Below are 563 nucleotides of genomic sequence, written 5' to 3'. Positions count from 1 at the left end.
CTGTTATTGTCCAAATAGGTTTCCAATTATATACGAAGAACTACCAAAACCACGCTCCATCCTCCGCGGAAACGTCCCTTCTCCAACCTCATCACCACCCTGTTCTTCACCCAACCTACAAAGCAGCAGCCATGATACCAGCAACAACAGCCGCAAGACCGAACTCGAGCTTGCCAGCGCCATTGTTGTTGGGAACATTCGTAGTGGAAGGAGCAGGGGAGCTAGCAACAGGCGGCTTGGGCGTGCCAGTCGCAGCAGGCACAGTGCTGTGTCCACCACTGTGGCCGCCGGAGCTGGAGCCAGTACCAGTGGGGTACATGGGGACGACGTGCGAAGCTCCCACGCTGGTCGACTTGGGGGATGAGCCGGTCGACAAAGGAGCAGTGACAGAAGGCACACCCGAGGGACTCTGAGCGTTCTGGGCGTTGCAAATGTCGGCGAGCGCAGCCATAGGGAGGTCGTTTTCCAGATGGCGACGCACAGCAGCCAGAATATCATTGCTCTTCTGCTCCCCGAGCTTGCGGAGACCGGCCGTTGCCTTTACTGCAACAGGAGTGCAAGAC

1 protein-coding gene and 1 pseudogene are annotated in these 563 nt (G+C 57.5%); both read right to left on the bottom strand.

Annotation, left to right across the window (positions count from 1 at the left end; genetic code table 11):
• Positions 1-115: 115 nt before the first annotated feature.
• Positions 116-397 (bottom strand): hypothetical protein, encoded by a 282-nt coding sequence (locus D1Z90_RS21870; RefSeq protein WP_232525348.1) that lies wholly within the window; start codon positions 395-397, stop codon positions 116-118.
• 60 nt (positions 398-457) lie between these two features.
• A pseudogene (locus D1Z90_RS22165) lies at positions 458-563 on the bottom strand (hypothetical protein); the annotation flags it as partial.

This window comes from Motilimonas pumila (assembly GCF_003596335.1).
GTDB classification, from domain to species: domain Bacteria; phylum Pseudomonadota; class Gammaproteobacteria; order Enterobacterales; family CBDFNC01; genus Motilimonas; species Motilimonas pumila.
This window is presented reverse-complemented; position numbering and strand designations above follow the sequence as displayed.